We start from the raw sequence: 24637 nt of genomic DNA, 5'->3' as shown, positions 1-24637 counted from the left end.
AAGAGCCCTATTGTTGTTCGCAACGAGTGGTAAGTCCGGGAGTCCGCTCCTTTCAGTTTCCTTCGGTGAAGCAAAGGCACCCATCCAACTTGGGTCCGCAACCAAGATAGTAAAGCAATACGAAACAATTCGCTGCAATGCCGGATGAGTTGTGACTTTGGGTTTGATCAACCTGCAACATCATCCTGCGCACCTGCAATGTCGATCCAGATGGTCTTGAGCTGTGTATACTGATCATGTGCATGGAGTGAGTTGTCGCGCCCGCCAAATCCGGATTGTTTATATCCGCCAAAGGGGGTGCTGATGTCACCCTCGCCAAAGCTGTTCACGGTCACCGTGCCTGCGCGCAATGCCCGCGCGCCCCGGATGGCGCGTGTAGCGTTCCCCGTGAAAATCGATGCACAAAGTCCATACTCTGTGTCATTCGCGATTTGTATTGCCTGATCAAAGCCGCTGACTTCTATAATCGAAAGGACGGGACCAAAGATTTCTTCTCGTGCCAGTTTGTGATCGTTCCCGGGAATGTTGATCACCGTAGGTTCCACAAATCCGTTTTCAGCTTTCCCCCCAAGGACAATGTCTGTGGTAACGTCAAGATAACCGCAAACCTTGTCGAAATGGGCTTTGCTGACCAAGGCGCCAACGCGGGTACTTGGATCAAGCGGTGCGCCGACATTCCAATGACGCATATGGGCCTCAATATGGTCGATCAGTACGGCTTTGACATCTCGGTGTACGATCAGGCGCGACGTGGCTGAGCAGTTTTCGCCCATATTCCAGAATGCGCCATTGACGATGTGTTCCGCCACTCGGTCAAGGTTCTCAGCGTCCTCCATGACAATTGCGGGATTCTTACCTCCCATTTCAAGTACGACTTCCTTTGCATTGCTTTCAGCTGAGTAAGACAGAAAGCGCTTGCCGGTCACGGTTGATCCGGTGAAGGACACCATATCGATATCCATATGCCGCCCGATTGGTTCTCCCACGTCAGCGCCACCGCCAGGTACGATGTTCAAAACCCCTTTGGGGATACCGGCCTCGCATGCGAGTTCGGCAACGCGCAGTGCGGTTATACTGGTCTCTTCCGCAGGTTTCACCAAGACCGAACAACCTGCAGCCAGAGCAGGCCCTATTTTCCACGCCAACATCAACAGCGGAAAATTCCAAGGCAGCACAAGGCCAACTACTCCGATTGGTTCGCGAACGACCATGGCAATGTGATCGTCCGACGCGGGCGAGACCTGATCGTAGATCTTGTCTACCGCTTCGGCATGCCATTTGATGCAATTTATGGTTTCAGGGATGTCGACGGTTTCGCAATCAAAGATGGTTTTGCCACTATCGAGGCTTTCCATCACCGCAAGTTCACGCGCATTGCGAGTCAGAAGTTTTGCAAACCGGATTAGGATGTCTTTGCGCTCGGACGGATTTGTGCGGCTCCAGCGGCCATCTTCAAAGGCTTCACGTGCCTTTTCAACCGCAAAATCAACGTCCTCTTGCCCGCATGCTGCAATCTTAGCTAAGGTTTTGCCTGTAGCTGGATTAACCGATTTGAACCTCTTTCCTGATGCGGCAGGGCGATACCCGCCATCAATAAAGGCATTTGTTGGTAAGATCAGATTCGCTGCGATGGCCTGATATTCCTCTTGTGTCAGCAGATCCATGGTTCTTATCCTTCCGCTTGAATGTTAGCGATTGTGCGTTTGAGCACCTGGACAACCTGTTCCAGTGCGCGTTTGTCATCCTTGCTTAACCCCTTTAGTGGCGGGCGCATTGGTCCGGCGTCGATGCCATTCAGGGTGACGCCGTGCTTGATGCATTGGATAAATTTTCCGCCCTGTTCCAGCAACGCCATCAATGGCAACATTGCGGACATAATCCGGCGACCCTTGTCGAAATCTCCCTCAACTGCGCAGGCGTTGTATAGCGCGAGGTGTTCTTCGGGCAGGAAGTTTGAACCGCCACAGACCCAGCTGCGCGCGCCCCAAGCGAAAAATTCGAGCGCTTGATCATCCATCCCGCAGGACATCTGTATATGAGGATAATCACGCGCCAGAAGATGTACGCGATTGATGTCACCAGAGCTTTCTTTGATGGCACAAATATTGCTTGAACGGCCAACACGGTCCAAAAACTCTTCGCCCATGTGTACGCCCATACGTCCTGGGTAATTATACAGCATCACTGGCAGGTTCGCTGCTCGGTCAATCGCCAGAGCATTCAATGCATTCTCGCGTTCGGTCGGGACGGAATAGGGCGGCGAGGCCACCAGTATTGCGTCGGCACCAATATCTCGCGCACCCGTCGCAAGCGCGATCGAATCCGGTGTCATCATGGCACCTGTGCCAACAATTACCGGGATTCGACCCCTAGTTTGTGCATGCGTAAATTTGGCAATTTCTAGACGCTCTTCAACGCCCTGCGCATAATTTTCGCCTGTTGATCCGCCAGTAATCAGCCCATGCACACCTTTGTCGATCAGGTTTTCGATCACATCGGACAATGCGTTATGATTGACGCTGCCATCTGCAAAAAACGGTGTCACAACAGGCGTGTAAATACCTTCGAATTTGAATAATGGAGTCACGAGGACATCTCCCAAGTTAATACATTCACAGAATCTTACCCAAAAACTCTTGGGTGCGTTCCATTTGGGGATTGCTGATCAAACTTTTGGCTGGGCCGACCTCATGGATTACACCTTGGTGGAAAAACGCCACCCGGTCTGCCACTTCGCGTGCGAAAGGGATTTCATGCGTCACCGCAATCATCGTAATCCCCTCTTCGGCCAAAAGCCGGAGTGTATCGAGCACTTCGCCAACCAATTCAGGGTCCAGCGCTGAAGTTACTTCGTCAAGCAACATGTAATCGGGCTTCATCGCCAAAGCCCGCGCAATGGCCAAACGCTGCTGTTGTCCGCCGGAAAGTTCAGATGGGAAGTGGTCAAGTTTGTCGCCCAACCCCACATGCGCCAGATGATGTTCTGCCAATTCTAAGGTTTCGACCTTGTTTTGACCTAATACGCGCCGGGGTGCTAACGCAACATTGTCACGGGCCGTCAGATGCGGAAATGCATTGAACTGCTGAAACACGATCCCCATTTTCTGACGCAGTTTGTTTTTTTCGGTCTGAGGGGCGTGCACATCAATGCCGTCGACTTCGACCCGGCCTGCATCAATCCCCTCCAGTGCGTTGATGCACATTAGCAAGGTAGATTTGCCAGAACCACTGCCGCCAATTAGGCAAAGAACTTCGCCCCTTTCGACGGTCAGATCGATCCCTTTGAGAACTTCCAGAGCGCCAAATGACTTCCGTACCCCTTCAATTTTGATCATGCTGTGACCTTTCCTTTGGATGCCCAAGATGTTTCGTAACGTTGCACCGCTACGGTGATGAAATGGCACATGATGAAGTAAAACGCGCCCGCACCAATCAGAATGGCCAGTGGTTCTTGAATGCGGGTTATGATGATCTGCGAAGAACGCAACAATTCCGGTGGTGAAGCGCCAAGGACTGCGATCAGCGAGGTATCTTTCATCAAGCCCAGCATCAGACCGGTCCAGGATGGCAATACTGATCTGGTGCCAATCGGTACCACGACAAACCGAAAACACTGGAAATAGCTCATTCCAAGTCCACGCGCCGCTTTGACCATTGTCGGCGGTACAGCATCAATGCCGGCCTTTACAACCTCTGCGACATAAGCCGCGATGTAGATCGACAGCGTAATTATCCCTGATGTGAACGGATCAATCGGATAACCTGCAATCGCCAAAAAGCTATTGAAAAGCACAAACTGAATGATCAAGGGAACAGACCGAACCACTTCAATAAACAGGCCTAGTAAATAGTAGAGCCACCACAGTCCCAGTGACCGACCCCAGCCAATGATAAAGCCGATGAGGGATCCAAAAAAACCGCTGACAATCGTTAGAACGAATGTGATGCCAGCACCCTGTAACATCAGCATGAAGTCATTTGCGGTGAAGGTTAGTGTAAGGTTGTTCATGACTCGCTCCTCACCAGCGGAATGCACGCCACGCCACGAGGCGGGCAAAAATCAAGATGGTTTCACAGACGATCAGGTAAATCACCGCTGCAGCGAGATAAAATTCAAATGGCCGGAAGGTCTGAGATTGTAGAAAAGTTGTCATTCCAGTCAGCTCTTGCAGGCCAATAATCATTCCTAGTGAAGTTCCAAGCATTGCCCAAACAATCTGATTTGTGATGGGTAGAAATACGGCTTTCAGCACCTGTGGGAATATGACGTATACGTACATTTGCAGCGGCTTCATCCCTAGCCCCAATGCCGCACCACGCTGTGATGGGCTAATCGAGTCCATGCCGCCACGTAGGATTTCTGCGAGGTAGCCTGCGTTGTTGAATGTGATGGCGGCCAGCACGGCGGTATAAGGCGAGAAGTGAATACCCAAAGCACCTAGACCAAAGAAGGCAAGATAGATTTGCAAAAGAGCCGGTGTGTTACGTGCCAGGGCAACCCAGGTGGCCGTAAACCAATAGAGAATCTTGTTGTCAGATTTGCGCCAGACGGACAGCACCATCCCGATCATCAAGCCAAATACCACCGAAAGGACCGTGATTTGCAACGTCAGCAACGCGGCTTCCAGTAGCTCGGGCCAATGTTTCCATACGACACGCCATTGAAAACGATAGTCGAACATGAAGTGCCTCCGGATCTTGCGATTGATACCAAAAGTGTCGATCCGGAGGGCAAGCCTTCCGGATCGACCTGTTAAGTGGGTTGGCTATTTAGTAGCCGTGCACGCCAGGGAAGCTCATTTGAGGAGCATCATAGCCAAACCATGTGTTGTACAGTTCGTTTGTGCGCCCGTCTTTCCACTGATGCCAAACGAACAGGTTAACCCAATTTAGGAAACCCTGCTCGTTGCGTTTTACCATCAAGCCAGTCCAGTCAGATGGTGCAGACTCAAACGAACAGCAAACGCGTATTACATCAGCGCCTTCGCCTTTGGCGTATTCACCAAAAATGGTAGTCGATTCAACAATTGCATCAACTTTACCTTGTTGCAGCGCTAGAAATTGTTCCGCGTTGGAACCAAAGGAAGAATAGGTTGTTCCCTGATCTTCCCAGGTTTCAAATTCGCTTAAAAATGCGACTTCTCCGCTAGTCCCTCGAACAGTGCCGACACGCTTGCCAGCAAGGTCTGTGTAGGAGTTGATGTCAGTGTTGTCGGCGGCGACTGCAACACCCACGTCCCAAATTTGGTAGGGGATGCTAAAACCAACGGCCTTTGCACGCTCTAGTGTGTTAGTAGCAGACGCGATGCCGACATGAACCCGACCGGACAGGATTGCGGGAATGCGATCCGGCCCGGGTGTTTCAACTATTGTCGCTTCAACCCCCAAAGCTTCAGCCATATCCTGGCAAAATTCGACGTCGAACCCGATTGGGTTGTTGTCATTATCGCGCATCCCGACGGGCGGCACGTCTAGCATGACACCGCACTTCAGCTCGCCATCCGCAATAATGTCATCCAGCAAATCAGCCTGCGCAGCATGAGCGACAACGCTCAGGCCCATCGCGGCTACCAATCCTGTCATGTAATTTGGTAAATTCATTTCGATCTCCCTTTTCTCCCAAATGGCCTTTGGCCGAACTGTAAAAGCTGGGCCGCATTGCCGCATAGTCGTACTGTTGATCGAAAGGCCGCAAAATAATTGTACGTAAAGGACAAAAAATTGTAAGCGTCAATGCATGCCGACTTCGATGTTGGCTTTACGCAATGCTGTGGGTGTTAGCTTGTAGCGCTTTTGGAACCACCGGATCATGTGCGAGCTGTCTGTGAACCCACATTCATATGCAATCTGGGTAATTGATCGATCGGTGTTGTTTACCATCCAATGCGCAGAGGTTAGCCGGATGTTGCGCCAATATTCAGCCGGTGGTACGCGCAGATAGCGGTTAAAGAGCCGGGTAAGCTCTCTCTTTGTTGTGCCAACCTGATCAGCAATTTCGGAAATGTCACACCGCTCATACATGCGTTGGCGCATAATGCCGATCGCGTTTACGACACGCCTGTCCTGGCAGTGCTCACCGATAAAGGCTTGATCGCGGTCAACGTTCCCGTCAAAAATGCTTTTCTTGTCAGCCATCAAATAGTGGAGAACTTTTTCAACCCGAGATGCACCGCAGGTCTTAGAAACAAGTCTGGTTCCCAAGTTCAGAGAAGCAAGCCCTCCTGGACATGTAATATAAGGCCCATCTTCGACAACAGGCTTGTCAGAAATTGGCAAAACTCGAGGGAAGTGTTTGCGTAACAATGGCTCTAAGGAAAAGTGGACAGCACACTGTCGACCATCCAAAAGCCCCATTTCAGCAAGTAAAAATTGCCCTGTACACAAGCCAACAATGGGGATTTTTTTGTCTACTGCTTGTTGAATGGCATCGTAAATATATTGTGGAATTGGTGTAGCAGAATGCATGGTTCCGCCATGAAAAACAAGATAATCATATTGGTCAAGATTGCTCATATCAGCTGTGGGCAACATGGCAAACCCACTGCTTGAGACCAAGGGATTATTATCCGGCGATAACAACGACCAAGTGCAATAAACTTGTCTGCTAAAGTCGTTTTCATCTGCGGCAAGACGCAGGTATTCGACCAGACAAGAAAAGGACATTAGTGTGAAATCAGGGGTAGGAATGATGCCTACACGCAGGGGTGGAACGATATCTGGTGGAGCCATTTTCGGACCAATCCACTGGTATTCTTTTCGCTCAATCACGTCTGTCCCCTTTTCTTACAGTCGACTGCATACACGAAATTGACCCAAACATACTATCCTTGGAGCCACAGAAGTTCCAAGCTCAACTGAGATTGCCTGATTTTCGAAGAGGAACCCCATGAAAATTACCAAAATAAATCTCTATCAGGTCAGCCTTCCGATGAAAGAAGGGTCCTATTCCTGGTCCAACCAGAGTTTTGAAGCATTCGACAGCACGGTTGTTCAGATCGAAACTGACGAAGGGATATATGGCGTTGGAGAAATCTGCCCGCTTGGGCCTGCCTATTTACCTGCGTTTGCCGAAGGGGCGCGTGCGGGCATTGCAACAATGGCGCCCGGACTGATTGGTCAAGACCCTCGCCAAATTGGCGCGATCAACGTGTTGATGGACAAACTCCTTAAAGGGCACCCTTACGTCAAATCGGCGGTAGATATCGCCTGTCATGACATCTTCGGCAAAGTGACTGGGCAACCGGTTTGCAACCTTTTGGGGGGGCGTCTGCAAGACGAGGTGCGACTCTTTAAGGTCGTTTCACGATCCGAACCGGAAGCTATGGTTGAAAAGCTCATTGATTATCAGGAACAAGGGTTCAAACAATTTCAGATGAAAGTCGGTGCAGACCCTGATGTCGATATCGAACGCATTCGCAAAGTTGTAGCAGAATTGAAGCCCGGTAATAGACTGGCGGCTGATGCGAACTGTGGCTGGTACCAACATGACGCTGTACGCGTTGTTTCGGCGGTTTCGGACCTAAGCCTTTACATCGAACAGCCTTGTGAAACCTATGAGGAATGTCGTGTGGTGCGGGATCACTCGCCGCACCCTATGATATTGGATGAGTGCATGGACAGCTTGCAGGCAGTTATGCGTGGCCACCGTGAACGCGCGATGGATGCCATCAACCTAAAAATCAGCCGTATGGGCGGATTGACTAAGTCGCGCATTATTCGTGACGTATGCACTTCTTTAGGTATTGTTATGACAATCGAAGACACATGGGGTGGTGAGATTGCTGATGCTGCAATTGCGCATCTCGCCCATTCCACCCCACGTGAATATCATTTTCAGTCATCTGCATTTCATGAATATGCCACACACCCGATTGCTGAAGGCGGCCCTGTCATCAAAGATGGATTTATGTCCATGTCGCACAAACCCGGATTGGGTGTTGAACCTAATTGGGATCTGCTCGGTGCGCCTATTGCATCAATAACAGTCTGAGGCTGCAAGTGAAGTTGGTCTCCGCAGTTGACTTTCGCCAGAAAATGACTTGGGAGAAAGCCATTACGGCTCTTTTCCTTGGCCTTCAAGGGGCGCTACCCAAGGTTCAAGACATCCTTCTGGAAGACGGGCCTTATTCGTTGTTCGGGCGCGGCGTCACTTTGGCCTAACCGCGCCGAGCGTGCACAGATTAGGGGTTATGAGGAACAAGAGCAAAACAAGAGAACACTTGACGGTTTTCTGATTCCTCGGGAAGTTCGCCCTTTTGGTCAAGGGGTATTCAGATGGATCGCGAAGAACTGAATGTGTGGAGCCTGTCGTATGGCGAGCTGGATTTCGTTCAGGGATATCGTCACGCAATGCGCACAGGGTTGGCGCTTCAGCTGGTTCATTTTCGCAGTCGCGGGTATTTTCCGGGTACGCTCATGAAATTGCAAACGACCAGGTTCAGTATGTTGAGGAAAAGCTGGGCACCGATGTCCATCTATACGATCTGCAATCTGACGCTGCCCGCCGTCACCGCCTTGATATCCTACGCAATCTGGGGTTTCGCCGGGCGAATGCGCGGGATCGCGCGGAACTCCATACTGTGCTTGTTGAGGAATGTGCCAGATCAGGCCCAACCATCGACCCTCTCATTGATTTTGGTTTCAGTTGGGCGTTGTTGAAAGCGATATCCGTGCCCTCGCGGAAGATTATGGAACGTGCGGTCCGTTCTGCCCTGCATGCGTTCTAGGAAAGGTTTCTGGCAGAGGTCTCGGGCGAGGTATCAAAGGAAGCCAGAGCGGCATTGGAAGAATGTCTTGCCGATCCGCGAGGAGCGCATGGTTTTCTGCGGCAGAAGAACGGTGCCGGGGCTGCGACTCTGGATAATGTTCTGGAAAACGCCTCCAAATTTGTGTGGAGTCCGCCCAACAAAAGGTCGGACAAATGAAGGCACGATTTACGGACGAACAGATCATTGCGATGATCAAGGAACAGGAAGCGGGCGAGAAGACCGCTGACGTGTGTCAGCGGAACGGGATCAGCTCTGCGACCTTCTACAAATACAAATCGAAGTATGGTGGCATGGAGCCATCTGACCCGAAGCGATTGCGGGCGTTGGAAGACGAGAACGGCAAGCTGAAGAAGTTGCTGGCGGAATAAATGCTGGACAACGCTATGCTGCGAGACATCAACTCAAAAAAGTGGTGACGCCCGTGGCAAAGCGGAAAGCTGTGGTTCATTTGCTGGAAGTTCACCAGGTCAGCCAGCGACGGGCGTGCGATGTATTGCAAGTTGACCGATCAACTGTGTGTTATCAGTCGCGTCGTGGCGATGACACTGAGTTACGCGATGCGATCAAACGGGTGTCCAGAGAACGACGACGGTTTGGATGCCGCCGTGTCCGCGTGATGATCGCGCGGGAAGGTTTTTCCGTGAACCACAAGAAGGTGAGGCGCATTTATGTCGAAGAGAAGCTTCAGGTGCGCCGCAGAGGCAGTAGAAAGCGTGCTTTGGGACGAGGATGCCGATGGTGCTGCCCGATGGCCCAAACCAACACTGGAGCTTGGACTTCGTGTCAGATGCGTTGACGGATGGGGGGGAGGATTGGAGGGCATGTTATGCCAAGAGTCCAACTTCCTGCAGTCACCCCTAGGGGTGCATATGTCGGTGACGGGACGCTTTGGGGTTAATATACCCCCGAAACGCGCGGCGGCTTGGACAAAATGGATCCGGTGGGGCTTGCCAACCTTGAAACCCTGCTGCCACCTCATCGGACCTATATGGAACGGATCGACGCAGGTTTTGGCGACATCCTTCACATATTTTTTTGGCCTGCCATATACGCTCAAGGCGCAGTATCTTTTGAATGTACGTTTGACCGGTGATTTGCTATCGGGCGTGGTTGGAAATACGCAGGATAATATCCTGATTGGCAACGCAGCCTACAATGTGCTGGGCGGGGGCAACGGGACGGATGTGGTACAATATGATGTGGCCTCAACCGAGACGCACGTTAGTAGGAACAACGAAGCACTGATCGTAACGGCCCCCGGGCACGGCACCGTTACGCTTGCCAACATCACCACATTCCTCTTTAAAGGTGTCGACATCTCAACTGCGGCGATCAGCTGATCTCTGCTGCAAATGAAAGGAAAGCCCGTGCAAACCATCACCCGCCGTGTTCTGATCGCCATGGGCTGCAGCAGTTTTGCCACCTCAGTTCTTGCCGTTGATCGCCCCCAAGTCGATGGAGGTGGCGGCTGGTTCAGCGGTTTGTTTGGAAGCGACAATATTTCTTGCAACAATGCGGGCGTGCCGGTCTCTCCGGTTGCGGAACGGATTGCGCAGCCCGGTGATTTCACCAAGGCAGCTGCTTGCGAGATGACCGAGGACAGCTTTGAAGGGCCTTACTTCATGTGTGTGGATCACACGGGAAAAGACATCACCGGTGGCCGCGACGGGGCGCCATTGACCGTCGCGCTGAAGGTACAAGATGCATCCTGCAAACCGTTACCCAACGCGACGGTTGATATCTGGGCCTGCGACGGGCGGGGGCATTATTCAGGCTACACGGCATCGCCCGATCTGGAGGCGACGACGGGCAATCATGTCACACCACAAACCGACGAACGTTTCTGCCGCGGTGTCTTTGCCACGGATGCTGACGGCATTGCAGAGTTCGACACAATCTATCCCGGCTACTATGCGGGCCGCGCCATTCACATCCACTTCAAACTGCATATCGATGACAAGGCGTACATCACCAATCAGGCATTGATGCCCGAGGATATCAACGCACGCATTCTGCAGATGCCACCGTACAATGAACCCCGGGGCACAACACGGATCACCAACGCTCAGGAAGCCGGCGGCGACTTTGCGATCTTTGACATCGTGGAGCGCAAAGGCCAATTGCTTGCGACGCTGACCCTGACCGTCGAGATCTGACCCATCACCCAACACGACAGAGACAAAATCATGAAAACACCTCTTCTTATCGCCGCCATTCTGAGTGGGCTCACCTTGTCGGGATGCAAAGACGAAGACACCAGCGGCATTGCCCTGCCCAATTGCCCCGGCACCAGCTTTGCCAAAGAGGCCATGGTCTTTAACGTCGTCGCCATTTGCGCAACCAGCGGGGTGCCGGACGAGAAACTGGCCCATGCGGCCAATGTGACGGCTGAATGGCTAGACAATGACGGGGACGGCATTGCTGACGAGCCCCGCCTGATCGAAGCACTTGAGACATCCCAGCCGTTTCTGGTCATGACGAAGAACGCAATCACCGATGCGGTGATCGAAAGCTTGATGCCCGCACTTGAAACGCGTGTCGGGCAGGACCTTTTCGCAGGAGAGACAAACCCAAGCCTTGGCCGTCGGGATGCAAGCCAGGAAGAAATCCATCACCTGATCATGAACGCCGGTTGGAAAGTTGCTTTCCCTGATCTGTTTAACCCCGAACCAGGTTCTCGCATGTTTGCAGAGTGGGAAAAGGCCGAGGCCGAAGGGCACTATTTCTATGACGACCCCACCTGCAATGCTAATTGTAAATCGGTTGAGTTCTTCTATCTGGCCACGGCGGCCTATCTTGGCTCTGATGCGGATCTATCCTCTGACGAGATGCGACTGAAGGACCGCGCCGCCTTAACTGCGGCCCTGCCTGGAACGGTCGCCCTGATGGAAAATAGCGCCTACAACTACCCATTGGATCACTGGCCGACGGGCAACTATGCCCACAGCGCGAATATCTCCTACTCTCCCTAGAAACGGCGTGGGTTGTTGCCTAGAATAGTTAGTGTCCCGAAGCCAATGAGACCACAATGCTTTCTGGCCCATGAAACATCTTGGATGGCTTGCGCAATTCGATAGACCGATTTCTGGGCCTCAGGCGGGGCGGCAACTTAGAGGCGCAATCCCCGCTTCATCCGATTAATGAGACAGTCATGCCAGGCGAACAGCAAGACAATTTATGGGGCATGAGCCTAATCAATCTCTGGTTTCAAAGCCGGTCGGTACATAGTAATTTACAATAAAATCCATACCGAGGAGGTCGTAAATATGACAGCCTTCAAGAAAGCACTGTATTGGGACTAGTTGTTACTTTGACAACTGGTGTTGCGGCACTAATTTTTTGCAGGCTATAAAGAATGTAGACCCGTTGTGGGTGTCAGTGGGCCTCGGTTTATTGTTCCCGGTCGCTCTGTATTTTCTTTTTTTAGGAATGAATACCTTCCCAAAAGGTCCTGTGATCATGGTCGCTGCTTTGTATTTGTTGCCGCTGGGGGGGATGATTACGAACCAGCTTGGGGATACGCCTACGCCTAGTGTCTTGTCCAAGGCGGGTTCAAGCTCAGACGCAACGCCCGACAAGACCTCTTCCGCCAGCGCCACACCAAAACCTGCTGCCTTCGCAGCCTGCAGGAAATGACGCGGCACCACCTCGTTGATCCGGTAGTGTCCATCGACGTCCATCGCGAGGCGCATCCGGTTCTGGCTGATTTGACCGTCATCCACTTCTTTTTGGGGGCTCAGCACATCATAAAGCGGGGTCAGCGGAAACCTCCGGGGCGCAATGCAATGCTGAAGTTCTTGGCGTGCCCGTCCGTCGCTCCCAAAAACCAAAACAGCACCTGCGCGTGGAAGAAGGCACGCTGATCCGCTTCAGGGTCATCACTACCAGTCAACATCCCGGTCCCTTCAGTGATCCCCGGCCCGCCATCCATTTGGTGTTTCTGGCTGGGTGGAACTGTGAGCGCCTGGCAAAAGTCTTCCTGCGGAAGGCGGATCAACCGGCCATCTTTGGGTCACAACAAGGCTCCGCACGTCCTCGAAGTCGGCATTCTCGACTTCAGCCACATCCATGCCCATGGCCCGACAGAGGTTCATGCAGAAAAATTCGTTCTCAACACTGTCAGACAAATCGATCCCTGCGGGCAGAACGCCAAGCTGCGTCTTGAGGATATGAGTTGTTCGGGTGAGCCCCGATGGACGGATCCACGCGCCCTCGTGGCGTAGCAGCGCCGTTTTCTCCTGCGCCCCTGCGATAGAAATGCGTAAGTCGTCTTCCTTGTCTAAGCCAAGGGGGGCATTTGCGAGGTTGCGTAACATATCCGCAATCTGTGCCTCAGAAACGGGCTCTCCCTCGAGTGCGCCATCCCCCTTAAACTACGCCCAGCGAACAAGTCCAATAATGGCTGAGGCCGCGTAGAAAAACTGAAGAGACAAAAAGGCCCATCTCTTGTCTAAGAAGCCCCACCCAGCAAAGAGTGCGGCGGAGATGAGCAATAAGGTAAACCCAACGATTTCATTGCCAGTGTTTGATGCGATCAGTAGCGCATAGATGATCGCGAGTGCCGAACCTGTCACTTCTAGTATTGTTATGAGGTTGGAAGTTTTCATGATCTCAATTGCTCCTGTTTGCGTGATGTTTGATCTTTTTCGGTATTGATAGAGCTTGACGCAACATGACGAAAATGGGATTCTTTCATAGAACAGCCCACTTTTGTCATGAAGGGGTCAAAACGAAGATGAAGCGACTGGATATCGAAGCGTTGCGGACCCTTTGCGCGATCGCTGAGCATGGTGGCATCACCCGCGCTGCGGAACACTTGTCGCTGTCGCAGTCTGCAGTCAGTCACAAGGTTAAACGTTTAGAAGAAAGAATTGGTTGTTCATTGTTGACCCGTCAGTCCGGTGCTCCGTTGCTTTCGGAAGATGGACAACGACTTTTGGTCTATGCGCGGCGAATTTGCGCCATGCATGACGAAGCAGTTCAAAGCCTGAGTACCCGTCCAATTTCCGGCCACATACGTCTGGGAATGACCGAAGATGTAACCAGCAGTGACCTGTCGCGTATTCTTGGTCGCTTCACCCGCTTGCATCCCAATGTGAGCGTACGCACACATGTTAGGCAAAGTGTTGTCCTTCAACGTGAACTGGAGAAGGGCGAAATCGACATTTCGATGATGCAGATTTTTGCAACCGACCTAAGGCCGTCTGACACAGTTTTGTTCACTGATTTGGTCCATTGGGTCAAAGCCAAGGATCTAGAACTACGCTGCGACTGTACAATCCCATTCCTCGCCTATGATGACGACTGTTTTTTTAAGCATTGGGCGATGGACATTGAAAACACTCCGGCGACAGGGTTTGATACCATCTTGGAGTGCGCAAGTTCGGCGGGCATCGTTTCGGCGGTTCAGTCTGGTCTGGGCGTTGCGTTGCTTCCCGGCAGATATTTGACGGACGAGATGCAAATCCTCGATCATCAGTTCTCGCCGCCTCCTGAGATTGCTTATGTTTTGCGAGTTGGACGCAATTCACGGTCCGCACATTTCAAGTCGTTTGCCATGGAAGTCGCCAAGGGCGTCACTTCAAAAGTCAGCCTACAAGTCGTCTGAAACAATACATCTAATTGGCGCGCGACGGTTGAACTCGTGCTTCCCAACTCTGCAATCATGATTTCGGAGCAAAGTCTTGGGCACTACTCAATATAATCTTCATCGCATCGAATGCAGCGTCGTTCCGCCCCGCCGAAAAGAACGTCGCTCCAGATGAACTGACGTGTCACCGATTGATCCGATCGCCTATTTCACCGGCGTTTACGGAAATCCAATGTCATTTATTCCAAACACAATTCTACACATCGGCTTGCTGTTCGGGTTCGCACACTTTTGGCGAAAAACGAAGACTGAGATCGCAGCGAACCACGCTAAGATCGCCTAAACCCCATCTGGGACAAAACCGCATTGCCGTCTAGGCGCAGCGGAGGGTAGCGAAGCCTGATGCAGGTTAGTCTACAAGATATGACTCACTGACATTTAATTCAGCGTCACTTTAGACGGCAATATTGTCGATTAGGCGAACACCAGCGAGCCATGCTGCGGCAAACAAGCGCGCGCCTGGTTTCATTGAATTCAGCAGGGACAAATCTGATCCGTCGCGCAATTCAAGGTAATCCACTTCGTTGAAACCGACAGAAAGCAAGCGTGATGTAGCGTCCGGAACGACATCACCCATTGCCTCGCCCTTGTTCAGTGCTTCAGCGATGTCCCCCATCACCTCAGCCAGTATTGGCGCGAAGACCCGGCTGCGGTCAGACAAAAGCAAGTTGCGGGAGGACATTGCCAGGCCGTCTTCTTCACGGATCGTCGGGCACCCTACGACTTCGATTGGAATGTTAAGGTCGACCGCAAGACGCGTAACGATCTGTAATTGCTGAAAGTCTTTCTCACCAAAGAAGGCCTTATCAGCCCGCGTCTGCATGAACAGCTTGCTGACCACTGTCGCGACACCGTCAAAATGTCCAGGTCGTGCTGCGCCGCAAAGCATATCCGTCAAGCCGCTTACAGAAACGGTTGTCGCGAAACCGTCGGGATAGATTTCCTCGGGATTTGGCACGTAGATCACATCGACCTTAAGCGACGCCAATTTCTTGGCATCCTCATGTTCGGTGCGTGGATAATTCTTTAGATCATCGGGGTTATCGAACTGCTTCGGGTTCACAAAGATCGTCACGATAACACGGTCACACTGCTCCTTTGCTGCCCGCACCAGCGATAAATGCCCTTGATGCAATGCACCCATCGTTGGCACTGCGCCGATCACTTCATCCGCTTTGTGCCACGCCGTTGTATATTCGCGCAGCTCGGCCAAAGTCCGTACGATCGGGGCCGTCATTTTACAGGAACCTCGTCTGCGAAGGTGTGTTCTTGGGCTGGGAAGGTGCGCGCGCGCACTTCTTCAGCATAGGCCGCGATTGCGACCTCTCCGTCGTCAGCCAGATGCGCATAGCGTTTCACGAATTTTGCTTTGAATGCTGTGAACAAGCCAAGCATATCATCAACAACCAAGATCTGACCGTCACAGCCCGCACTCGCGCCAATACCAATCGTTGGGATTTCAATCTGCGCGGTCACTTCATCAGCCAGCCCTGCTGGCACCTTTTCAAGGACGACGGCAAATGCACCGGCATCAGACACCGCCTGCGCGTCTGCCATCAGCATCGCGTGTGCATCGCCGCGGCCCTGTACCTTATAACCGCCTAGCGTGTTGATGGACTGTGGCGTAAGCCCGACATGCGCCATCACAGGAATGCCGCGCGCGACCAGAAACGCAATCGTTTCCGCCATCGCAACACCGCCCTCTAGCTTCACCGCGCCGGCGTTCGTTTCTGCCATCAACTGCGCAGCATTTGCGAAAGCTTGTTGTGGGCTTTCTTCATAGCTGCCAAATGGCATGTCGATCACCATCATCGCGCTGTTCAATCCACGCGCAACGGCCTGACCGTGCATGATCATCATTTCCATCGTCACGCCCAAAGTGGACGGCAAGCCATGCAGTACCATGCCAACGCTGTCGCCAACGAGAACGAAGTCACAATGGGCGTCCATCATTTGCGCCATCGGCGTTGTGTAGGCCGTCAGGCTGACAAGTGGCGTTCCACCTTTTGCGGCGCGAATATCATCGGCCATCGGTGCGCGTTTTTTGGCTGTAGCACTCATGTTGCGTCCTCGTCTTTCACGTTTGCAGCGTACGTATCAGCCGCGTTAAAGTGTTTCTACCGCCAATCGGTCACAGGGGCACACATGAACCTAAGCATTGCCAGCTGACAATCAATATAGCGATCCCACTGGTTGTGATTTGCTAGCTGATGTCTGAGGGGGCAATCGCGGTTGCTTTAAGGATTGCAAAGACTTGGTCGCCATTCTTCAACTTCATGGCCTCACAGGATCGCTTTGTGATACGTGCAAGTAACCTTGCGTCGCCCGCTTGCAATGCGACGGCCACACCGGGGCCTTTGCCGTGTTCCAACGCCGAAATCGTGACCGACAGCACGTTTAGCGCACTCATATCTTTTGGGGCGGATCGCGACAGGATCACGTCTTGCGCCGGTATTCGGACACGTGCGTGGCTTCCCGCGCGGCCCACCGCGCCCGGCACCCAAAGCGCACCAGCACCTGTTTCGATCTTGGTCAAACCATCATCGGCCAGTCCGACCACCCGCCCTGTCAATACCGCACCAGCGGCGTTAAGGCCCACGAAAGGCACCGCCGCTGGGTCCGCCAATACGTCCTGTACTTCGCCCGCAAGCGCGACTTGCCCTTGGTCGATCACCACGATCCGGCTGGCCATCCGCGCGACTTCGCCCATGTCATGGCTGACATACAGGATCGGGATCGACGTTTGGTCCCGCAGCGCTTCGAGGTACGGAAGGACTTCCGCCTTACGCGGTCCATCGAGCGCAGAAAGTGGCTCATCAAGGAGCAAAACCTTGGGGGCTGACATCAATGCGCGACCCAGCGCGACCCGTTGCTTTTCACCACCAGACAAGGACGATGGGTAGCGTTCAAGCAATGCGCTGAGACCAAGAACCGCAATCACCGCTTCCTCATCGTGCATTCCACCGTACCGCAAGTTCTTGAGGACGGTCATATGCGGAAAAAGGCGTGCGTCTTGAAAGACATATCCCATGTTTCGTTTATGCGGTGGCAGCTCAGACAGCTCCACACCATCAAGTGAAATCCTAGCTCGATCACACCCCAACAATCCAGCAACGGCGCGAATAATACTGGTTTTACCCGACCCTGAAGGCCCGAAAATCGCAGTCACACCCGCCGGTGCCTCAAACGTGGCATCAAGCGCAAACCCCTCAAAAGACTTAGCGACGGAAACCTTTAGCATCACGAAGCCCTCCGCTTAGTGACCCGCTGCGCGAGAACTTCCGAAACGATCAGCGCGACTGCCGCAATTGCGATAGATACAAGCGCAAGGCGCAACGCCAACGGCTCACCCCCTGGAATTTCCAGCAATGTGTCGATGGAAAGCGCCAACGTTTGCGTTTGTCCGGGGATGTTGGACACAAATGTTATTGTCGCGCCAAACTCGCCCATGCCCTTGGCGACCCCTAAAATGGCGCCCGCCAGTATCCCCGGCCACGCGAGGGGCAGCGTTATCGTGCGCAAAATTCGCCAATTGGACGCCCCCAATGTAGCGGCGGCTTCCTCGACACCCGTATCGATCGCTTCAAGCGACAAGCGGATCGCCCGTACCATCAAAGGGAAGCCCATAATCGCCGCCGCCAATGCAGCGCCCGTCCAGCGGAAGGCGAAGATCAGGCCAAACAAGTTCTCAAAAAGCTCTCCCAATGGTCCCGAACGCCCAAACCCGAGAAGCAGCAAATACCCAGTCACGACTGGAGGCATAACGAGCGGCAAATGCACCAAAACGTTCAGCGTTTGGCGCCCATAGAAGTTCCCCCGCGCCAAAGCATAGGCGGCAGCAAACCCAAAAGGTAAACTCACCAAAGTCGCCCAGAACGCAACCTTCAGCGACAGCCAAAGGGCCGTCCACTCTGCAGGGCCGAGCCAGTCTGTCATTGCTGGACTTCCAACGCTTCAAAACCCCAATGCGCCAAGGTGTTTTGCGCCTCAACCGATTGAATATACGACATGAAATCTGCGCCCGTTGGTGTCACTTGGGCGCCGGAGTAAATGATTTCAGGATGTGTGTCAGGTGGAAACGAATAAAGTTCGGAAAGATCCGTCAGCGCAACCAGATCGCTGGCATAGCCAATGCCAAAGCGTGCGTCGCCGCGCTCAACAAACCGCAGGGCTGCGCGGACGTTCCCGGCTTGAACAACTTGATGTTCTAATGATCGCCAAACGCCGAGCGTGATCAACGCGGCCTTGCCATAACGCCCTGCTGGAACAGCTTCGACCTGCGCCATTGCGATCCGTTCGTTCCCCAAATTCGCGATTAAGTCTGATACATCGGAAATAGCAGAGCCTTCGCGCCCGACCACGACCAAGCGGTTGGTCGAAAATGGCGAAACCGACGACACGGCGCCTTCCGCCAACAGCCAGTCGGCCCAGTCTTTATCCGCTAATAGCACAGCATCCGCTGGTGCACCTTGGGCGACCTGACGTGCCACTGCAGAAGACGCGGCAAAAACGAGCACGACCGTCGTCCCAGTCACCGATTCATAGTCGCCCGCAATATCGTGCAACGCATCGCGCAGACTTGAGGCGGCAAAGACGGTAATTGTTTCCGCCCGCACATTTTGTGCGGAGAACGCCCAAATTGCAGCGCACATCATCAGACTTCGCGCCGTAATGCCTTCAAATCTTTGCAATAGGTTCGTTATGTGGTTTAGCATCTTCATCAGGTAATTGTGCGCACCAACACGCACGAAGGGCAACAGGCGGATCAGCAAACATGTCAGGTTTGCAACAGCAGGAAATTGAACTGGGAGACGCGTCCAAAACGGACCTGCGGACCCAATTCGCTGCCCTGTGCTATCGCATCAAAAACGATAAGCTACAGTTTTGCATCGTCACGACACGCAGATCGGGCCGTTGGATCGTGCCAAAGGGCTGGCCGATGGACGGCCAAACACCAATGGATGCCGCCGCAACGGAGGCCTATGAAGAAGCTGGTGTGCGCGGTAAAATTCATTCGCGCCCAATTGGGGTTTTTAGCTACAACAAGACACGCCCAGACGATGATTTACCTTGTATTGCAGTCGTCTATCCGCTTCGCGTTAAAAAAGTTCTGCGCACCTGGCCTGAACAAAAAGAGCGAGAGCGTAAGTGGGTGTCGCGCAAAAAGGCGGCGGCGATGGTGGATGACGTTGAACTGGGCGATATCATACTTAGCTTTCGACCTGAGACCGCGTAAGCTCATGCTAACCGCAAAAAGAGGCTCCATTGATCCGCTACACGCTCACCTGTGACCAAGACCACCAGTTTGAAAGCTGGTTCCAGTCCTCCAAGGCGTTTGATGCCTTGGCAAAGGCTGGGCATTTGTCTTGCGCTATCTGCGGATCAACCGACGTGTCACGCGCGTTGATGGCGCCGTCTGTTCCGGCAAAGGGAAACAAAACCGACCTGAGCGCCCCGATGTCAAATGCAGAGGAAACCATGACAAAGCTGCGCAAAGACGTTGAAGACAACAGCGACTATGTCGGTAAAGATTTCGCCGCCGAAGCCCGCAAGATGCACGACGGCGACGCACCCGAACGCGCAATTTGGGGTGAATCCAAACTTGATGACGCCAAGAAGCTTATTGACGATGGCGTGCCAGTAATGCCCTTGCCCTTCGTCCCTAAACGCAAGACGAACTAAGCGTTACTCGCCGTCAAATTCACATAGAATATGCACGTCCATACCCAATGCTTCGAGTTTGGCGCGGCCACCCAGTTCCGGCAAATCAATGACAAACGCGCAACCCACGACTTCACCACCCAGCTTTTCTAGCAGTTTGATCCCCGCTTCAGCCGTGCCACCCGTGGCCAGCAAATCATCCACGACTAGAACCTTTGATCCAGCTTCAATCGCGTCATCATGAATTTCCATGACCGCTTCACCGTATTCGAGCGTGTAAGGCTGCTTGATCGTTTTGCCCGGTAGCTTGCCTTCTTTGCGGATCGGGACGAACCCTTTGCCAAGCTGATGTGCAATTGCGCCGCCCAAAATGAACCCGCGCGCTTCTAGTCCGACAACAACATCAATGTCTTCGCCGGCATAAGGGTGCAGCAACTGGTCAATCGCCATGCGAAACCCGCGCGGATGGGAAAACAGAGTGGTAACATCGCGGAACATGATCCCCTCGTGTGGGAAATCTGGAATAGTGCGGATGTAATCGCGAACGTCTTTCTTCGAGGTATTCATGGCAGGTCCTATGGATAAGTCATTGGGCTGGGTAGTGAAGTCGCAGGGCAGCACGGTCTTGTACACCCAGTTTCGCGACTGAATTGCTGTCTTCGGAAAATACCGAACGGGTTTCATAGTATGGATTGCGGATGTCCGTCATTAGGCCCATCGCTTGTGTCAGCTCTTCGAGCATGATCGGCCCCGCTTGATCAATCGGAATGTCACTGGCAAATGCGATCAATGCTTCGGTTAGCTTTAGGTCATCGTCCCAATAGATTTGCACGATAGCCGCGCCAATTGGGGTGCCGTCTAGTTCAGGGTAGCCAGTGCCGCGAACGGCGTCGCCAGATTGGATTGGCTGCAAAAACAACCGCACGTTTGCGAACTGGTGCTTAGGTACGCGCCGTAAGTTCAGCCCCGGTGCCGCAGATCTGATTTGCGCGATTGAGGTGTCCAAAACGCGATCAAACTCACGTGCCAAATCTGTCGGGTAGGAAGATACCATTGGCTCGAACCCGACAGTGACAACCCGTTGGTCCCAGCGTACAATTGGCTCGTTGCATCCCTGCCCTGGCCGCGCCGCGCAGGACACGAGGCTGTAAAACTCGCTGTCAGTTAATGGGCCGTCTGTGACGATGTATTCCTGTGCAGAGACAGTTGTGGCGAACAATGTTGCCGCCAAAATACGGATCACAGAACCCGCCCCGCAACCGCATCAAGCTTTGCCAAAAGTGCTGGATCACGTGCCTCTGGTGCTGTCATGATCGCATATTCCAAGGCTCGGTCACAGCCGTGTTGGCAGGCTTCGCGCACGCCGCCAAGCAGCGCAGGAAGCCCCGCAACCATTGCCTTGGCTGCCGCCGAGTTAGCCCCTAACGTTTTGATAATGTCAGAAATATCAACGCTACCGTGATCAGGGTGCCAGCTGTCGTAGTCGGTTATCATCGCAACGGACGCATAACAAAGCTCAGCTTCGCGGGCGAGTTTCGCTTCGGGCATGTTGGTCATTCCGATCACATCACATCCCCAAACATCGCGGTACAACCTGCTTTCTGCAAGGGATGAAAACTGTGGCCCCTCCATTGCCAAATAGGTGCCGCCGCGATGCACTGTCACGCCCGCGGCCTTGCCGGCTGCCTCGCAGGCATCGCCAAGACGCGCGCAAACTGGATGGGCGACGCTGACGTGCGCCACGCAACCCGTTCCAAAGAAAGACTTTTCACGCGCGAAGGTGCGGTCAATGAAATCGCTGACGATCACAAAATCACCCGGCGCCATATCTTCGCGGAACGATCCACAAGCGGATACCGAAATCACGTCCGTGCAGCCAAGCCGTTTGAGCGCATCAATGTTGGCGCGATAGGGCACGGTGCTAGGCGAATGCACATGCCCACGCCCATGACGCGGCAGGAATGCCATTTCTGTGCCATCCAAAGCACCCGTAAGGATCGCATCAGACGGCGCACCCCAAGGGCTATCTACATCCACCCAAACCGCGCCTTGCAGCCCATCAATGTCATACAAGCCAGACCCGCCGATTATTCCCAATTTCGTCATATGCTTGCCCCATATACTAGATAGCCGCGACATGAGACAATCAGAGCGTGCAACCTATGACAAGCAAAACACAGGACCAACTTCGCAAAATAGCACTGTCTGGGTTCCACCGTTTCTGTCTGGTGTGGATTGGTGCTATGGCAGCCCTCGCTTTGGTTGTCTTGATAGATGTCGACAATGTCATGGTCCATGAAGGTAAACTTGACCATCTGATTTTCTGGAGCCGCATGTCAGCCATGGTTACTGCTGTGTGCGGTTTTGCTTTGGCACTGAGGGAGCATCAATCCCACGAGCTGCCCCATTTTGGCAAAATGATCGCAGGATACGTTGCGGTCGTACTTTCCTGCGCAACAATCGGGGCAGCAGCGGCATATGGCGGGCTACCCCGCGCAAGCCTGCTCTGGATCCAAGCTGAAATGTCGGTCCCGGATACCCTTTACAAGGTATCATCCGGCGCAATGGACAGGCGCACCCGTCGCCGGTTTTACCGTCGTTGGGCTTGGCATGCAGAACACCCAAACAACGAGATATTCGATCTCTATCTGGACCACTACTTCGACCCCTATTTGCGACGCCAACAGGTTTCTGTTGCAAACAATCAAGGCGAGCGGTTGTGGCCCTCTGCCCGTGGCGGTCCTTCAAATCCAAAACTTGTCCTGCTTCATGGTGTAGGAAATGGCTACGCAATGCGGGTCTTTGAATTCACCGTGTTGGACGGCGAGGAAAACGCATGATCGAAGCCATCTCACTTGTGCGGGGGTGACAGCGCTAACCCCTTGGGCTACACGGCGCGCAACACTCCCCAATTATTCAGGTGAACCTGTGCGCCAATCCATGCTTGCGAGCTTTGTTAACCGTCTTGAAGAAGCCGATCTGAAACCGTCTGGTCGAAACCTGACGCCGGATCGTCTGCGGATCGAAATTCTGTCAGGCTTGACCGTCGCGCTTGCGCTGGTGCCCGAGGCCGTGGCGTTCGCCTTTGTTGCGGGCGTCGATCCGCTGGTTGGCCTTTATGCGGCGTTTATCGTTGGCCTGATTACCGCGTTGATTGGTGGCCGTCCGGGAATGATTTCCGGGGCCACAGGTGCGCTGGCTGTTGTTATGGTCGCCTTCGTTGCATTGCACGGCATTGAGTATCTTTTCGCTGCGGTCGTTTTGATGGGCCTGATCCAACTGGTCGTGGGCTTTATGCATTGGGGGAAGTTTATTCGCCTTGTGCCGCATCCGGTGATGCTGGGCTTTGTGAACGGCCTTGCGATCGTTATTTTCCTTGCGCAACTTGGTCAGTTCCAGGTTCCGGGCACCGCACATGGGGGTAGCCACGGCATCCCGAATGGTGACTGGCTGACAGGGACGAAGCTATACTTGATGTTGGCACTGACAGTACTGACGATGGCGATTATCTGGATTTGGCCAAAAGTGACGAACCTGATCCCTGCCCCTCTTGCCGGCATTGGTATCATTGCAATCATCGTGATCGGTCTTGGGCTTGATGTACCTTTGGTTGGTGACCTCGCCAGCATTGAGGGCAGCCTGCCACCTTTCCATATCCCGATGGTCCCGCTCACGCTAGAAACGCTGTGGATAATTCTGCCGTTCTCGCTTGTCTTGGCTGCAATTGGCCTGATCGAAAGTCTTCTGACGCTGAACCTTGTTGGTGAAATCGTTGGCAAACGTGGTGGCGCGAGCCAAGAATGCATCGCACAAGGCGTTGCCAACACTGTTACTGGTTTCTTTGGTGGTATGGGCGGCTGTGCGATGATCGGTCAATCCATGATCAACGTGAAATCCGGTGGCCGCACGCGTATCGCGGGCACCGTTGCTGCACTGTTCTTGCTGGCGTTTATCCTGTTTGCTTCTGGCCTGATCGAGAAAATCCCACTCGCCGCGCTGGTTGGTGTGATGTTCATGGTCGTGATCGGCACCTTCGCGTGGAACAGCTTTAAGATCATGACGAAAGTGCCGCGCATGGATGCATTCGTGATCGTGTTGGTGACTGTTGTCACGGTCCTGACCAACCTTGCGATTGCCGTTGTGGTTGGGGTTATCGTCTCGGCGCTGGCCTATGCGTGGTCCAACGCACGCCGCATTCACGCAGAAACCGAAACAACAGAGGACGGCGCAAAGATCTATAAGGTCAACGGCCCGCTGTTCTTTGGCTCTTCGGACGGTTTCGTTGAATTGTTTGACGTGAAGGATGACCCCAAATCAGTGATTATCGACTTCGCAGGGTCGCGCGTGGCGGACCATTCCGCGTTGCAGGCTATCGAAGACGTTGCGGCTAAGTACGAAGAGCACGGCAAATCTATCCAACTGCGTCACCTGACCCACGATTGCCATTCGTTGCTGTCAAAAGCGGGCCATTTGATCGTCGACAGTGACGATGACCCTGACTACGAAATCGCAGTCGATTATTCCGTCAAAACGGGCATCATCGGCGGCCACTAAACGC

The 24637-nt window shown here is 53.3% G+C and carries 33 protein-coding genes; 14 read left to right on the top strand and 19 right to left on the bottom strand.

What is annotated here, in order from left to right; all coding sequences use genetic code 11:
* Positions 1-167: 167 nt before the first annotated feature.
* From OCA8868_RS06400 to OCA8868_RS06370, 7 genes are all read right to left on the bottom strand, one after another.
* Positions 168-1664 carry an aldehyde dehydrogenase gene (locus OCA8868_RS06400; RefSeq protein ID WP_093995751.1) on the bottom strand — a complete coding sequence of 499 codons (1497 nt, stop codon included), beginning with the start codon at positions 1662-1664 and terminating at the stop codon, positions 168-170.
* Positions 1665-1669: 5 nt separating this feature from the next.
* Positions 1670-2587 (bottom strand): dihydrodipicolinate synthase family protein, encoded by a 918-nt coding sequence (locus tag OCA8868_RS06395; RefSeq protein ID WP_093995750.1) that lies wholly within the window; start codon positions 2585-2587, stop codon positions 1670-1672.
* Between the two features lie 25 nt (positions 2588-2612).
* Entirely contained in the window at positions 2613-3335 is a 723-nt protein-coding gene (locus OCA8868_RS06390; protein WP_093995749.1) for an amino acid ABC transporter ATP-binding protein, read from the bottom strand.
* Positions 3332-4009: an amino acid ABC transporter permease gene (locus OCA8868_RS06385; protein ID WP_093995748.1), complete on the bottom strand. Its 678-nt coding sequence runs from the start codon at positions 4007-4009 to the stop codon at positions 3332-3334. Before OCA8868_RS06385 ends, OCA8868_RS06390 begins: the two co-directional genes overlap by 4 nt.
* Before the next feature lie 10 nt (positions 4010-4019).
* Positions 4020-4682 (bottom strand): amino acid ABC transporter permease, encoded by a 663-nt coding sequence (locus tag OCA8868_RS06380; protein WP_093995747.1) that lies wholly within the window; start codon positions 4680-4682, stop codon positions 4020-4022.
* Between the two features lie 88 nt (positions 4683-4770).
* Positions 4771-5601, bottom strand: a complete 831-nt coding sequence (locus OCA8868_RS06375; protein ID WP_179214799.1) for a transporter substrate-binding domain-containing protein — start codon at positions 5599-5601, stop codon at positions 4771-4773.
* A 129-nt stretch (positions 5602-5730) separates the two neighbouring features.
* Entirely contained in the window at positions 5731-6768 is a 1038-nt protein-coding gene (locus tag OCA8868_RS06370) for a GlxA family transcriptional regulator (RefSeq protein ID WP_218822671.1), read from the bottom strand.
* Between the two features lie 118 nt (positions 6769-6886).
* Between OCA8868_RS06370 and OCA8868_RS06365 the strand changes: the two genes are divergently transcribed.
* From OCA8868_RS06365 to OCA8868_RS06335, 8 genes are all read left to right on the top strand, one after another.
* A complete protein-coding gene (locus OCA8868_RS06365; RefSeq protein ID WP_093995745.1) occupies positions 6887-7990 on the top strand; it encodes a cis-3-hydroxy-L-proline dehydratase in 1104 nt (367 codons plus the stop codon).
* Positions 7991-7998: 8 nt separating this feature from the next.
* Complete coding sequence (locus OCA8868_RS16630) at positions 7999-8160, top strand: hypothetical protein (protein WP_179214798.1); 162 nt, start codon at positions 7999-8001, stop codon at positions 8158-8160.
* Between the two features lie 114 nt (positions 8161-8274).
* Positions 8275-8658: a DUF4158 domain-containing protein gene (locus tag OCA8868_RS06360; RefSeq protein ID WP_245848078.1), complete on the top strand. Its 384-nt coding sequence runs from the start codon at positions 8275-8277 to the stop codon at positions 8656-8658.
* A gap of 262 nt (positions 8659-8920) precedes the next feature.
* Complete coding sequence (locus tag OCA8868_RS06355; protein ID WP_093995743.1) at positions 8921-9136, top strand: transposase; 216 nt, start codon at positions 8921-8923, stop codon at positions 9134-9136.
* A gap of 41 nt (positions 9137-9177) precedes the next feature.
* Positions 9178-9564: an IS3 family transposase gene (locus tag OCA8868_RS17015; protein ID WP_370737988.1), complete on the top strand. Its 387-nt coding sequence runs from the start codon at positions 9178-9180 to the stop codon at positions 9562-9564.
* A 274-nt stretch (positions 9565-9838) separates the two neighbouring features.
* Entirely contained in the window at positions 9839-10108 is a 270-nt protein-coding gene (locus OCA8868_RS16625; protein ID WP_179214795.1) for a hypothetical protein, read from the top strand.
* A gap of 27 nt (positions 10109-10135) precedes the next feature.
* Positions 10136-10924 carry a dioxygenase family protein gene (locus OCA8868_RS06340; protein WP_179214794.1) on the top strand — a complete coding sequence of 263 codons (789 nt, stop codon included), beginning with the start codon at positions 10136-10138 and terminating at the stop codon, positions 10922-10924.
* A gap of 30 nt (positions 10925-10954) precedes the next feature.
* On the top strand, positions 10955-11740 hold the full coding sequence (locus tag OCA8868_RS06335) for a hypothetical protein (protein ID WP_093995739.1): 786 nt from the start codon (positions 10955-10957) through the stop codon (positions 11738-11740).
* Positions 11741-12073: 333 nt separating this feature from the next.
* Here OCA8868_RS06335 and OCA8868_RS06330 read toward each other — a convergent pair whose 3' ends face one another.
* Genes OCA8868_RS06330 through OCA8868_RS06315 form a run of 4 tightly spaced genes read right to left on the bottom strand, consistent with a single transcriptional unit; the run spans position 12074 to position 13375 of the window.
* Positions 12074-12490, bottom strand: a complete 417-nt coding sequence (locus OCA8868_RS06330; protein ID WP_143849547.1) for a type II toxin-antitoxin system HipA family toxin — start codon at positions 12488-12490, stop codon at positions 12074-12076.
* Between the two features lie 35 nt (positions 12491-12525).
* On the bottom strand, positions 12526-12765 hold the full coding sequence (locus OCA8868_RS16880) for a HipA domain-containing protein (RefSeq protein WP_093995737.1): 240 nt from the start codon (positions 12763-12765) through the stop codon (positions 12526-12528).
* Complete coding sequence (locus OCA8868_RS06320) at positions 12674-13084, bottom strand: HipA domain-containing protein (protein ID WP_093995736.1); 411 nt, start codon at positions 13082-13084, stop codon at positions 12674-12676. The genes OCA8868_RS16880 and OCA8868_RS06320 overlap by 92 nt, the downstream gene beginning before the upstream one ends.
* 57 nt (positions 13085-13141) lie before the next feature.
* Positions 13142-13375, bottom strand: a complete 234-nt coding sequence (locus OCA8868_RS06315) for a hypothetical protein (protein ID WP_093995735.1) — start codon at positions 13373-13375, stop codon at positions 13142-13144.
* A gap of 128 nt (positions 13376-13503) precedes the next feature.
* Here OCA8868_RS06315 and OCA8868_RS06310 point away from each other — a divergent pair, with 128 nt between their 5' ends.
* Together OCA8868_RS06310 and OCA8868_RS16620 are read left to right on the top strand one after the other, a co-directional pair.
* The gene (locus OCA8868_RS06310; protein ID WP_093996171.1) at positions 13504-14376 is read left to right on the top strand and encodes a LysR family transcriptional regulator; all 873 of its coding nucleotides are present in this window, start codon (positions 13504-13506) and stop codon (positions 14374-14376) included.
* A 163-nt stretch (positions 14377-14539) separates the two neighbouring features.
* A complete protein-coding gene (locus OCA8868_RS16620; protein WP_179214793.1) occupies positions 14540-14701 on the top strand; it encodes a hypothetical protein in 162 nt (53 codons plus the stop codon).
* A 111-nt stretch (positions 14702-14812) separates the two neighbouring features.
* On the opposite strand, the gene panC is transcribed toward OCA8868_RS16620, so the two are convergent.
* The 5 genes from panC to modA form a co-directional block, all read right to left on the bottom strand.
* Complete coding sequence (gene panC / locus OCA8868_RS06305; protein ID WP_093995734.1) at positions 14813-15655, bottom strand: pantoate--beta-alanine ligase; 843 nt, start codon at positions 15653-15655, stop codon at positions 14813-14815.
* Positions 15652-16479: a 3-methyl-2-oxobutanoate hydroxymethyltransferase gene (panB, locus tag OCA8868_RS06300; protein WP_093995733.1), complete on the bottom strand. Its 828-nt coding sequence runs from the start codon at positions 16477-16479 to the stop codon at positions 15652-15654. Before panB ends, panC begins: the two co-directional genes overlap by 4 nt.
* Positions 16480-16621: 142 nt before the next feature.
* A complete protein-coding gene (gene modC / locus OCA8868_RS06295) occupies positions 16622-17659 on the bottom strand; it encodes a molybdenum ABC transporter ATP-binding protein (protein ID WP_093995732.1) in 1038 nt (345 codons plus the stop codon).
* Complete coding sequence (gene modB / locus OCA8868_RS06290) at positions 17659-18354, bottom strand: molybdate ABC transporter permease subunit (protein WP_093995731.1); 696 nt, start codon at positions 18352-18354, stop codon at positions 17659-17661. The genes modC and modB overlap by 1 nt, the downstream gene beginning before the upstream one ends.
* Positions 18351-19190: a molybdate ABC transporter substrate-binding protein gene (modA, locus tag OCA8868_RS06285; protein WP_245848075.1), complete on the bottom strand. Its 840-nt coding sequence runs from the start codon at positions 19188-19190 to the stop codon at positions 18351-18353. Before modA ends, modB begins: the two co-directional genes overlap by 4 nt.
* Before the next feature lie 2 nt (positions 19191-19192).
* On the opposite strand from modA, the gene OCA8868_RS06280 reads away from it, so the two are divergent.
* Both OCA8868_RS06280 and OCA8868_RS06275 read left to right on the top strand, forming a co-directional pair.
* Entirely contained in the window at positions 19193-19654 is a 462-nt protein-coding gene (locus OCA8868_RS06280) for an NUDIX hydrolase (protein ID WP_093995730.1), read from the top strand.
* Positions 19655-19683: 29 nt separating this feature from the next.
* Positions 19684-20100: a DUF1178 family protein gene (locus OCA8868_RS06275; protein ID WP_093995729.1), complete on the top strand. Its 417-nt coding sequence runs from the start codon at positions 19684-19686 to the stop codon at positions 20098-20100.
* A 3-nt stretch (positions 20101-20103) separates the two neighbouring features.
* On the opposite strand, the gene OCA8868_RS06270 is transcribed toward OCA8868_RS06275, so the two are convergent.
* The 3 genes from OCA8868_RS06270 to OCA8868_RS06260 are packed head-to-tail and all read right to left on the bottom strand — an operon-like array spanning position 20104 to position 22185.
* Positions 20104-20646, bottom strand: a complete 543-nt coding sequence (locus OCA8868_RS06270; protein ID WP_093995728.1) for an adenine phosphoribosyltransferase — start codon at positions 20644-20646, stop codon at positions 20104-20106.
* Between the two features lie 19 nt (positions 20647-20665).
* Positions 20666-21322, bottom strand: coding sequence for a DUF2927 domain-containing protein (locus tag OCA8868_RS06265; protein ID WP_093995727.1), 657 nt, complete (start codon positions 21320-21322; stop codon positions 20666-20668).
* The gene (locus OCA8868_RS06260; protein ID WP_093995726.1) at positions 21319-22185 is read right to left on the bottom strand and encodes an S-methyl-5'-thioadenosine phosphorylase; all 867 of its coding nucleotides are present in this window, start codon (positions 22183-22185) and stop codon (positions 21319-21321) included. The genes OCA8868_RS06265 and OCA8868_RS06260 overlap by 4 nt, the downstream gene beginning before the upstream one ends.
* Before the next feature lie 56 nt (positions 22186-22241).
* Here OCA8868_RS06260 and OCA8868_RS06255 point away from each other — a divergent pair, with 56 nt between their 5' ends.
* Positions 22242-22919 (top strand): hypothetical protein, encoded by a 678-nt coding sequence (locus tag OCA8868_RS06255; RefSeq protein WP_093995725.1) that lies wholly within the window; start codon positions 22242-22244, stop codon positions 22917-22919.
* A 100-nt stretch (positions 22920-23019) separates the two neighbouring features.
* On the top strand, positions 23020-24633 hold the full coding sequence (locus OCA8868_RS06250; RefSeq protein WP_370737993.1) for a SulP family inorganic anion transporter: 1614 nt from the start codon (positions 23020-23022) through the stop codon (positions 24631-24633).
* Positions 24634-24637 lie beyond the last annotated feature (4 nt).

Source organism: Octadecabacter ascidiaceicola (assembly GCF_900185015.1).
Taxonomy (GTDB): domain Bacteria; phylum Pseudomonadota; class Alphaproteobacteria; order Rhodobacterales; family Rhodobacteraceae; genus Octadecabacter; species Octadecabacter ascidiaceicola.
Note: the sequence above shows the minus strand (reverse complement) of the source record. Positions and strands in the feature narration are given on the sequence as shown.

What these genes read in the sequence shown, in the direction of transcription:
- OCA8868_RS06385 (WP_093995748.1), bottom strand. Translation starts at nt 4,009, where the DNA reads ATGAACAACCTTACACTAACCTTCACCGCAAATGACTTCATGCTGATG.
- OCA8868_RS06320 (WP_093995736.1), bottom strand. Translation starts at nt 13,084, where the DNA reads ATGTTACGCAACCTCGCAAATGCCCCCCTTGGCTTAGACAAGGAAGAC.
- OCA8868_RS06360 (WP_245848078.1), top strand. Translation starts at nt 8,275, where the DNA reads ATGGATCGCGAAGAACTGAATGTGTGGAGCCTGTCGTATGGCGAGCTG.
- OCA8868_RS06380 (WP_093995747.1), bottom strand. Translation starts at nt 4,682, where the DNA reads ATGTTCGACTATCGTTTTCAATGGCGTGTCGTATGGAAACATTGGCCC.
- OCA8868_RS06400 (WP_093995751.1), bottom strand. Translation starts at nt 1,664, where the DNA reads ATGGATCTGCTGACACAAGAGGAATATCAGGCCATCGCAGCGAATCTG.
- panC (WP_093995734.1), bottom strand. Translation starts at nt 15,655, where the DNA reads ATGACGGCCCCGATCGTACGGACTTTGGCCGAGCTGCGCGAATATACA.
- OCA8868_RS06255 (WP_093995725.1), top strand. Translation starts at nt 22,242, where the DNA reads ATGACAAGCAAAACACAGGACCAACTTCGCAAAATAGCACTGTCTGGG.
- OCA8868_RS06270 (WP_093995728.1), bottom strand. Translation starts at nt 20,646, where the DNA reads ATGAATACCTCGAAGAAAGACGTTCGCGATTACATCCGCACTATTCCA.
- panB (WP_093995733.1), bottom strand. Translation starts at nt 16,479, where the DNA reads ATGAGTGCTACAGCCAAAAAACGCGCACCGATGGCCGATGATATTCGC.
- OCA8868_RS06260 (WP_093995726.1), bottom strand. Translation starts at nt 22,185, where the DNA reads ATGACGAAATTGGGAATAATCGGCGGGTCTGGCTTGTATGACATTGAT.
- OCA8868_RS06250 (WP_370737993.1), top strand. Translation starts at nt 23,020, where the DNA reads ATGCTTGCGAGCTTTGTTAACCGTCTTGAAGAAGCCGATCTGAAACCG.
- OCA8868_RS06310 (WP_093996171.1), top strand. Translation starts at nt 13,504, where the DNA reads ATGAAGCGACTGGATATCGAAGCGTTGCGGACCCTTTGCGCGATCGCT.
- OCA8868_RS06355 (WP_093995743.1), top strand. Translation starts at nt 8,921, where the DNA reads ATGAAGGCACGATTTACGGACGAACAGATCATTGCGATGATCAAGGAA.
- modB (WP_093995731.1), bottom strand. Translation starts at nt 18,354, where the DNA reads ATGACAGACTGGCTCGGCCCTGCAGAGTGGACGGCCCTTTGGCTGTCG.
- OCA8868_RS06335 (WP_093995739.1), top strand. Translation starts at nt 10,955, where the DNA reads ATGAAAACACCTCTTCTTATCGCCGCCATTCTGAGTGGGCTCACCTTG.
- OCA8868_RS06315 (WP_093995735.1), bottom strand. Translation starts at nt 13,375, where the DNA reads ATGAAAACTTCCAACCTCATAACAATACTAGAAGTGACAGGTTCGGCA.
- OCA8868_RS06280 (WP_093995730.1), top strand. Translation starts at nt 19,193, where the DNA reads ATGTCAGGTTTGCAACAGCAGGAAATTGAACTGGGAGACGCGTCCAAA.
- OCA8868_RS06375 (WP_179214799.1), bottom strand. Translation starts at nt 5,601, where the DNA reads ATGAATTTACCAAATTACATGACAGGATTGGTAGCCGCGATGGGCCTG.
- OCA8868_RS06390 (WP_093995749.1), bottom strand. Translation starts at nt 3,335, where the DNA reads ATGATCAAAATTGAAGGGGTACGGAAGTCATTTGGCGCTCTGGAAGTT.
- modC (WP_093995732.1), bottom strand. Translation starts at nt 17,659, where the DNA reads ATGCTAAAGGTTTCCGTCGCTAAGTCTTTTGAGGGGTTTGCGCTTGAT.
- OCA8868_RS06365 (WP_093995745.1), top strand. Translation starts at nt 6,887, where the DNA reads ATGAAAATTACCAAAATAAATCTCTATCAGGTCAGCCTTCCGATGAAA.